This window comes from Promicromonospora kroppenstedtii DSM 19349 (genome assembly GCF_000515355.1).
In the GTDB taxonomy this organism is placed as follows: Bacteria; Actinomycetota; Actinomycetes; order Actinomycetales; family Cellulomonadaceae; genus Promicromonospora; species Promicromonospora kroppenstedtii.
This window is the reverse complement of sequence record NZ_KI911694.1, coordinates 85,093-93,164: the sequence shown is the minus strand read 5'-3', so window position 1 is coordinate 93,164 and position 8,072 is coordinate 85,093. Positions and strand designations below refer to the sequence as shown.

Sequence of the window (8,072 nt, the reverse complement as noted above, 5' to 3'; positions counted from 1 at the left end):
GGGTTCCGGCAACGGCTCCGGCGGGGCGGCGACGGGGTCGGCCCCGGCGTCGGACGGCGCCCCGGCCGGGGAGCTCTCGCAGCGCGACATCCGCGCCGCGAAGAAGGAGGTCTCCCGAATCGAGCGGCAACTTGCGAAGATTGCCCAGAAGGAGGCCGAGCTGCACGAATCCATCGCGCAGCAGGCAACGGACTACCAGGCCGTCGCGCGGCTGGACGCGGAGCTCCGCGACCTCGGGACCGAACGCGACGAGCTCGAGGCGGCCTGGTTGGAAGCGGCGGAGGTGGCGGGATGACCGACAACGATCTGACACCGCTCGACGGGGTCGACAGGGCACTCGTCGACGCACTGCGCAAGGACGGCCGCACCACGCTCGCGGTGCTCTCCGAGATCTCGGGGCTCTCCCTGTCCGCGGTGCAGGTGCGGGTGCGCAAGCTGGAGGCGCGCGGCGTCATCACGGGCTACCGGGCGGTCGTGAACCCGGAGGCGGTGGGCCTGCCGCTCTCCGCCTTCATCGAGATCACGCCCCTGGACCAGGCGCAGGAGGACGACGCGCCCGAGCGGCTGCGCGGCATGACCGGCATCGAGTCGTGCTACTCGGTGGCCGGCAACGCGAACTACCTGCTCACCGCGCGCGTGGCGTCGCCGCGCGCGCTGGAGGAGCTGCTCGGCAAGATCCGGCGCACGGCCAAGGTGTCCACGCGCACGACGGTGGTGCTCCAGACGTACTTCGAGGGGCAGGCCGCCGAGCTCGACTGAGCCGGGCTCCACCAGGCCCGGCTCCACCGGCCCGGCCCGGTCCGGTCGGGGCGCTGCCCCTCAGAGCGGCGCCAGGGCCGGGTGGTCCAGCGTCAGCGTGCCGGCGTCGGCGTCGAGCTCCGCCGCGACGCCGAACGGCACGGTGATCGGGTCGGGCCCGTGCCCGAACCCCAGCTCGCCCAGGATCGGGATGCCGAGCGGCCCGAGCAGGTCCAGGACGACCGGCTCGGCGGGCTCGCAGTCCTGCCACGAGCCCAGCACGATGCCGGTCGCGCCGTCGAACCAGCCCGACCGCAGCAGGTGGGTCAGGAACGAGTCGATCCGGTAGGCCTTCTCCTCTATGTCCTCCAGCAGCACGAGGCCGCCCGCGGCCGACGGCGAGGTGGGCCCGACGCCGACGGACGTCGTCAGCAGCGAGAGGCAGCCCCCGGTCGTGATGCCACGGGCGGTGCCCCCGACCAGCGGGTGGGCGTCCGGGCCGGTGAGCACCTGCGTGCTGCCCGGCTCGAACAGCGTGCGTCGCAGGTGCTCCCGGGAGAGTTCCGACTTGAGGAACGACATGGTCCCGGACATCGGCCCGTGAAGGGAGACCAGCCCGAGCCGGTTCGCGACCGCCTGGTGCAGCACCGTGCAGTCGCTGTACCCGACGAGCACCTTGGGGTCGGTGGCGGCGAGCGCGTCCCAGTCGACCAGGTCCACCATGCGCGCCGCCCCGTAGCCGCCCCGGGCCGCGACGACCGCCCGGACGTCGGGGTCCAGCCAGGCCTCCTGGAAGTCGGCCGCGCGCGCCTCATCGGTGCCGGCCAGGTAGGCGCGGCCGGGGTGCTGGTCGAGGACGTGCGGCATGACCTGCACGTCGAGGCCCCAGTCCCGCAGGTGCCGCACTCCGTCGTCGAGCCGGTCGGCCGGCACGGGGCCGGACGGGGCGACGACGGCCACGGTGTCGCCCGGGCGCAGGTGCGGCGGGCTGGTCAGGGGACGCAGCATGTCGCCGACGCTACTCCCCGGCCGGGGTGGCGTCCGCCGGCGTCACTTTCTTTCGATCATCTGAAATCTGGCTCCGCAGCGCGGTGAACCGGCCGAGCCACGCCGCATGGTCGATTCAAGGGGTCGGTGGTCGTAGGCGGTGGGGCTGCGGCGGATGTCGGTTCCGACGCAGCACATCGCTGGTGACGCTGCGGTTACCGCCGGCCGACCTCCGAGGTTCTGTTCAGACCACGAGCTTCTGCCCGCAAGCGCGAGCTTGAAACGATACAACCTCGTGGCCTGAACAGAACCTCATGAGATCGGCCAGGACCACTGACCCCTTGGAATCAACCATCCAGCTCATCGAAAAGCATGAGATCCGGTTTCGACTGGTGCGTCGCTTCCGTCTTGTAAGTGCAGATTGTTACGCTCGCAACTGCCAGTAGACCCGCCCGGCTCCGCCGTCGGGCACGAAGGAGCGCCGAGCGAATGCCCACCACCCGAACCTGGCTGCAGGCGGGCGGTGGCACCGTGGTCGTCGCCCTGATCGTCGCCGCCGTGGTCCAGGCGGCGAACTCGAGCGCGACCTGGGTGTCGAACGACCCGGTCGGCCAGTGCGGCAAGACCTCCGGCGGCCAGGTGGTCGCGGCCCAGAACGTCTTGTCGGCCGCCACCGGGCTGGAACCGGTGGACGGCAACTGGGATGCCGGGTCGGAGGTCGCGACCCGCGCGTTCCAGGCGTACAACGGGCTGCCGGTCGACGGCTGCGTGGACACCAGCACCTGGGTGACGATGCGCGCGCTGGCGATCTCCCTGTGCGACCCGGACTACAGCTGCCAGGGTCCCGACCACCGCATCCGGTACGCCGCCGCGGACGGCGCGCGGGACGCCTACCTCGCCGAGAACGACTGCGACTGGGGCTCCTACGTGCTGCCCGGGGTGGCGCGCAGCCCGGTCGCGTCGAACAAGATCATCGCGCTCTCGAGGGACGCCGTGACCGAGATCGAGTGCGGGGGCTGACGTGGTCACCACGATCGACGAGCCCAGGATCCGGCCCGAGTGGCTGCTCGGCGGCGCCGTGACGCTGCTCGGCGCGATCATCATCGTGGTGGTCACGATGGTGCTCGGAGCCGGGGAGGACGAGCCCGTCGTCGTCCCCGCGGACGCCACGGAGCTCACCGCCGGGACCTGCGCCGAGGACCTGCGCCAGCCGCACTGGGTGCCCGAGGACGTGCGGCGCGCCGTGGTCGAGTGCCCCGCCGAGATCTCGGCCGGGATGGGCCGCACCACCGCGGAGGACCACCTCGGCACCTGGATCACGTACGTGCTGGACGGTCCCGAGAACGAGGAGACGTTCCGCGGCGGCCCGGGCCCGGCGTGGCCGGAGGAGGACGTGCGCAGCGGTGCGTACCACCCGGCGTCGGCCGTGATCTACGTGGCCTACCCGGGGGCGCAGGAGCTGTCCGGCAAGCTCGCGGGCGACAACGTCACGATCGAGTGGCAGGACCTCAGGGAGTCCGGCCTGGAGGCGCGCGTCACCCGGGTGGACAACAACGGGTTCGGCCCGGTCCGTGTCGAGTGGACCGACGACGCCGGGTCCTACCTGCTGCTCTCCACCGTCGGCCGCACGCCGACGGCGAACGCCGGGCCGTCGGTGGCCGAGCTGATCAGGATCGCCGACAGCGTCGCGGCCGACGACCGGTGAACAGAGGTCAGACGCTCGGGAGGTCTGGGATCCCGAGCGCCTGACCGGTCTCAGAGGGCGGCCGTCAGCGCCTCGTCGAGGGCCTGGACGCCCGCCTCGAGCGCCTCCGTGGTGACGGTCAGGGCGGGCCGGAACCGCACCGACCGCTCGCCGCAGCCCAGCAGCAGCACGCTGCGTTCGGTGAGCGCGGCCAGCACGCGGTCGCGGACCTCGCGTGACGGCAGGGTCAGCGCGCACATCAGGCCGCTGCCGCGCACGTCGGTCACGCCCTCGTGCCGTGCGGCGAGCTCGCCCAGGGCGTCCTTGAGCTGCTTGCCCATGGTCCGGGACCGCTCGACCAGGCCCTCCTCCTCGTAGGTCTCCAGGATCCGGCGGGAGCGCACCATGTCGGTGAGGTTGCCGCCCCAGGTGGAGTTGATGCGCGAGGAGACGGCGAAGGCGTTGTCGGGGACCTCGTCCACGCGGCCGCCGGCCATGATGCCGCAGACCTGCGTCTTCTTGCCGAACGCGACGACGTCGGGGGCCACGCCGAGCTGCTGGTAGGCCCACGCGGTGCCGGTGATCCCGGCGCCGGTCTGGACCTCGTCCATGACGAACAGTGCGTCGAACTCCTGGCACAGCGCCTGCATGCCCTGCAGGAACGACGGACGGAAGTGGTGGTCGCCGCCCTCGCCCTGGATGGGCTCCATGATGAAGGCCGCGATGTCGTGCGGGTTGGCCTCGAACGCTGCACGGGCGGCCCCGAGCGCCGCGGCCTCGGCGGCGTCCATGTCCTTGCCCTCGGCGATGTACGGCGAGGGGATGCGCGGCCAGTCGAACTTGGGGAACCGTGCGACCTTGCCCGGCTCGGTGTTCGTGAGCGACATCGTGTAACCCGAGCGGCCGTGGAACGCGTGCTCCAGGTGCATCACCTTGGTGCCGAGCTCCGGGGACCGGCCGTTCGCCTCGTTCTGGCGGGACTTCCAGTCGAACGCCACCTTGAGCGCGTTCTCGACGGCGAGCGCGCCGCCGTCGATGAAGAACAGGTGCGGCAGGGCGGGATCGCCGAGCACTCGCGCGAACGTGTCGGCGAAGCGCGCCATCTCGACCGTGTAGATGTCGGAGTTGGAGGGCTTGTTGATCGCGGCGGTGGCGAGCTCCTCCCGGAAGGCCGGGTCGTCGGCCAGCGCGGGATGGTTCATGCCGAGCGGTGAGGAGGCGAAGAAGGTGAACAGGTCCAGCCACTCCCGGCCGTCCCGCGCGTCGACGAGCGTGGAGCCGTGCGACCGGGTGAGGTCGAGGACCAGGTCGAACCCGTCGACCAGGAGGTGCTCGCGAAGGGTGGGGAGCACAGCGGTGGGCTCAAGGTGAGTCGTCATGCTGGAAAGGTAGGCAATGATCCTGCCAACTTTCAATGATTCTGGAAAAGTTCCTGCTATGGCCGGCGGGGCCGACGGCGGGTCGCGACCAGCTCGGCCGTGCCCAGTGCCAGCGTGGACCCCAGCATGACCAGCAGCGCCGCCGTCCAGCCGCCCGACGCCGCGTGCACCGCCCCGATCACCGCGGGTGCCGACGCCGCCACCGCGTACCCGAAGGCCTGCACGGCGGCGACCGTCCGCCGGGTCTGCGCGACGGTGCGGCACTGCTGCGCCACCACCGTGAAGATCACGACGAAGTTGCCGCCCTGGGCGATGCCCGCGAGGCTCACCCACACCAGCCACCACTGCGGCGCGAGCAGCAGGCCGACGGGCAGGGACACCCAGAGCAGGCCCATCACCACCGCGGCGCCGCGCATCGGCACGCGAGCCGCCAGTGCGAGCGGCACGAGCACGCTGCCCGCGATCGCGAGGCCCTGGAACGGGGCGGCCGCGTTGCCCGCCGTGGTCACGGACACGCCGAGCAGGTCGCGCAGCAGCTCCGGGAGCCACCCCGTGACCGCGAAGTAGGAGAAGGACTGGCCCGCGAACGCGATGGTCAGCACCCACGTGATCGGACGGCGCAGCACCCCGCCCCAGGTCTCCTCCGGCCGCTCCGCCATGGGTGGAGCGTGCGTGCGCGCGGGCCGGTCCGGCAGACGGTGCGTGGTGACCTGCCACACGACGAGCGCCACCACCGCGACGACCGACCACGAGGCGACAGCGCCCCGCCAGCCGAACAGTGCCGCGAGGGGCGCGGTCAGCGACGTCGCGAAGACCGACCCGAGATTCATCGTCGACGAGTACAGGCCGGTGGCCAGCGCCGTCCGCGCCGGGAAGTCCCGCGCGATGATCACCGGGACCACCACGTTGCCCACCGTGATGGCCGCGCCCAGCACCACGGTGCCCGCGAACGCCGCGACCACACCCGTCGTGCCCGAGCCCGCCGACCGGACCAGCGTCCCCGCGATCACCCCGAGCAGGGCGACCGTCACCGCCGCGTACGGGCCGACCCGGGCGATCAGGGTCGACGCCACCGGCGCCACCACGCTGAAGCAGAGCGCCGGGATGCCCACGAGGAGGCCCGCGAGGGTCTGGTCCAGGCCCAGCCCGGCGGCGACGTCGCCCATGACGGGCGGCAGCGAGGTGATGGGGGTGCGCAGGTTCAGGGCGAAGACGAGTACCGCGACGAGCAGCGCGGAGCCGCCGGCCGCTGTGCGGGTGTTGCTCATGATGCATTCATTGTGCGTGACGGTGTCGGTTGGTTGCGCGGGGCGTCCATCACATCGCCACAGGGTGTGCTGCTCGTCATCCCGGTTCCGCCAGGAGGTATTACGGCATCCCCGCTAGATTGGGCGACCGGTCACGACTGGAACAGCTGAGGTGTGGAATGAACCAGCGACAGGTCCTCCCCGCGGTGGGAGCACTCGTCGGCGTACTCCTGACGTCGGGCTGCGGCTTCGACCTGGGCAAGATCGACTACACCGAGCCGGAGTTCGTGGGCTCCTACGTGGGTGATGGCGCCGCGACCATCGTCGCCCTCGGCGAGGACCGGACGTTCACCGCCGTGGGGGTTCCGGACGAGCTGCTCGGCGACGGGGAGGGCGACGCCCCGGCCGAGATCGAGGGCACCTGGAAGTACAACTCGAAGAGCTCCGCGGACCACGTCGAGCTGACGGTCACCGACGCCGACGGCATGCCGGCCGAGCTCGGCGAGCTGCCGCTGTACGTCGCAGATGCCGACGACCTGTTCTTCCTGCCCGACCAGGTCGGGCGCGAGAAGGTCATGGTGACGCGGGACCGCTGAGGGCCGTGCCTCGTTCCTCGGCCCCCACCCTGCGCTGCACCTCCGGCTCAGGCTCTGCTTGTCTGACGACTGAGCCTGCGGTTCCGCTCCGGGCAGGTGCCTCGTCCCTCGGCCCCCACCCTGCGCTGCACCTCCGGCTCAGTCGTCGAACTGTGCGGTCACCGCGCGCAGGAGCGCAGCGAGCTGCGGGCGCTCCGCGGGCGACAGGGCGGTCAGCACCTTGGCCTCGATGTCGAGCAGGTCGCTCATTGCGGCGTCGACCCGGGCCAGGCCCTCGTCGGTGAGCTCGACGAGCACGCCGCGCCTGTCGTCCGGGGAACGGTGCCGCTGGACGAACCCGCGCGACTCCAGCCGGTCGATCCGGTTGGTCATGGTGCCGCTGGTCACCAGGGTCTGCGTCACGAGCGTGCCGGGCGACAGCCGAAAGGGCTCGCCGGCGCGGCGCAGCGCGGAGAGCACGTCGAACTCCCACGTCTCCAGGCTGTGCCGGGCGAACGCGGTGCGGCGCGCGAGATCGAGGTGCCGCGCCAGCCGGGACACCCGGCTGAACACCGTCAGGGGCTCGAGGTCGAGGTCGGGGCGCACGTGGTGCCACGCGGCGACGATGCGGTCGACCTCGTCGCCGTGACCTGAGTGCTCCATGGCGTGAGGCTACCGGATGTCTCGATATCAAGAATCTCGACAGGATGCACGGGGTGAAGCACGTGGTCGGCGGCGGCGTGGCGACCGTAGGCTCAGTCATCGTGGGAACAGACATCCATGTGCACGAGGTGTACGCCGGTCGAGTGCTGCAGGGTGCCGGGGCGCGGACCCTCGTGCCCGACGAGATCGAGCGGCTCGGGGCGCATCGGGTCCTGGTGGTGGCCGCACCGTCGTCCGCCGAGACGGCGCAGGACGTGGCCACGAGCCTGGGGGGCCGGTACGCCGCGACCTTCGGCCGTCCAGTCCAGCACACGCCCGTCGAGGTGACCGCGCAGGCGCTGGCCCTGGCCCGCGAGGTGCGCGCCGACGCACTCGTCGCGATCGGCGGTGGGTCGGCGATCGGGCTGGCCAAGGCGCTCGCCGTGCGGACCGGGATGCCGCAGGTCGCCGTGCCCACCACGTACGCCGGCTCCGAGGCGACCCCCGTGCTCGGCGAGACCGAGGGCGGCGTCAAGACCACGCGGCGCGACCCGGCGCTCGCGCCCGGCACCGTCGTGTACGACCCCGAGCTCACGCTGTCCATGCCCCACGGGCTCACCCTGACCTCCGCGCTCAACGCGCTGGCCCACGCCGTCGAGGCCCTGTGGGACGCCGAGGCGAGCGCGGCCACCCGGGCGTACGGGGTCGAGGCGGCGGACGGCATCCTCTCCGCGCTCCCCGCGGTGCTGGACCACCTGGGCGACGTCGACGCGCGGGCCCGGTTGCAGGAGGCGGCCTGGCTCGCGGGCGCCTGCCTGGC

9 protein-coding genes and 1 pseudogene are annotated in these 8,072 nt (G+C 72.1%); 6 read left to right on the top strand and 4 right to left on the bottom strand.

What is annotated here, in order from left to right:
* Together PROKR_RS35270 and PROKR_RS17620 are read left to right on the top strand one after the other, a co-directional pair.
* Positions 1–295: pseudogene (locus PROKR_RS35270) on the top strand (ABC transporter ATP-binding protein); the annotation flags it as partial.
* Positions 292–759, top strand: a complete 468-nt coding sequence (locus tag PROKR_RS17620) for an Lrp/AsnC family transcriptional regulator (RefSeq protein WP_020017109.1) — start codon at positions 292–294, stop codon at positions 757–759. The pseudogene PROKR_RS35270 and the gene PROKR_RS17620, both read left to right, overlap by 4 nt.
* Before the next feature lie 60 nt (positions 760–819).
* Here PROKR_RS17620 and PROKR_RS17615 read toward each other — a convergent pair whose 3' ends face one another.
* Complete coding sequence (locus PROKR_RS17615) at positions 820–1,746, bottom strand: S66 peptidase family protein (RefSeq protein WP_036965144.1); 927 nt, start codon at positions 1,744–1,746, stop codon at positions 820–822.
* Positions 1,747–2,214: 468 nt separating this feature from the next.
* Here PROKR_RS17615 and PROKR_RS17610 point away from each other — a divergent pair, with 468 nt between their 5' ends.
* Together PROKR_RS17610 and PROKR_RS17605 are read left to right on the top strand one after the other, a co-directional pair.
* Positions 2,215–2,745 (top strand): peptidoglycan-binding domain-containing protein, encoded by a 531-nt coding sequence (locus PROKR_RS17610; RefSeq protein WP_036965142.1) that lies wholly within the window; start codon positions 2,215–2,217, stop codon positions 2,743–2,745.
* Between the two features lies 1 nt (position 2,746).
* Positions 2,747–3,430: a hypothetical protein gene (locus PROKR_RS17605; RefSeq protein WP_036965141.1), complete on the top strand. Its 684-nt coding sequence runs from the start codon at positions 2,747–2,749 to the stop codon at positions 3,428–3,430.
* Between the two features lie 50 nt (positions 3,431–3,480).
* Here PROKR_RS17605 and lat read toward each other — a convergent pair whose 3' ends face one another.
* A complete protein-coding gene (lat, locus tag PROKR_RS17600) occupies positions 3,481–4,788 on the bottom strand; it encodes an L-lysine 6-transaminase (protein ID WP_036965138.1) in 1,308 nt (435 codons plus the stop codon).
* A 56-nt stretch (positions 4,789–4,844) separates the two neighbouring features.
* On the bottom strand, positions 4,845–6,056 hold the full coding sequence (locus PROKR_RS17595) for an MFS transporter (RefSeq protein ID WP_036965135.1): 1,212 nt from the start codon (positions 6,054–6,056) through the stop codon (positions 4,845–4,847).
* A gap of 158 nt (positions 6,057–6,214) precedes the next feature.
* Here PROKR_RS17595 and PROKR_RS17590 point away from each other — a divergent pair, with 158 nt between their 5' ends.
* Positions 6,215–6,631: a hypothetical protein gene (locus PROKR_RS17590; protein ID WP_036965132.1), complete on the top strand. Its 417-nt coding sequence runs from the start codon at positions 6,215–6,217 to the stop codon at positions 6,629–6,631.
* 138 nt (positions 6,632–6,769) lie between these two features.
* Here PROKR_RS17590 and PROKR_RS17585 read toward each other — a convergent pair whose 3' ends face one another.
* Positions 6,770–7,273, bottom strand: coding sequence for a MarR family winged helix-turn-helix transcriptional regulator (locus tag PROKR_RS17585; protein ID WP_036965129.1), 504 nt, complete (start codon positions 7,271–7,273; stop codon positions 6,770–6,772).
* Between the two features lie 101 nt (positions 7,274–7,374).
* On the opposite strand from PROKR_RS17585, the gene PROKR_RS17580 reads away from it, so the two are divergent.
* On the top strand, positions 7,375–8,072 hold a 698-nt coding region (locus PROKR_RS17580), incomplete at its 3' end, for an iron-containing alcohol dehydrogenase (RefSeq protein ID WP_245605866.1).

Coding starts and splice junctions, on each gene's coding strand:
- PROKR_RS17620 (WP_020017109.1), top strand. CDS start 292: ATGACCGACAACGATCTGACACCGCTCGACGGGGTCGACAGGGCACTC.
- PROKR_RS17615 (WP_036965144.1), bottom strand. CDS start 1,746: ATGCTGCGTCCCCTGACCAGCCCGCCGCACCTGCGCCCGGGCGACACC.
- PROKR_RS17610 (WP_036965142.1), top strand. CDS start 2,215: ATGCCCACCACCCGAACCTGGCTGCAGGCGGGCGGTGGCACCGTGGTC.
- lat (WP_036965138.1), bottom strand. CDS start 4,788: ATGACGACTCACCTTGAGCCCACCGCTGTGCTCCCCACCCTTCGCGAG.
- PROKR_RS17595 (WP_036965135.1), bottom strand. CDS start 6,056: ATGAGCAACACCCGCACAGCGGCCGGCGGCTCCGCGCTGCTCGTCGCG.
- PROKR_RS17590 (WP_036965132.1), top strand. CDS start 6,215: ATGAACCAGCGACAGGTCCTCCCCGCGGTGGGAGCACTCGTCGGCGTA.
- PROKR_RS17585 (WP_036965129.1), bottom strand. CDS start 7,273: ATGGAGCACTCAGGTCACGGCGACGAGGTCGACCGCATCGTCGCCGCG.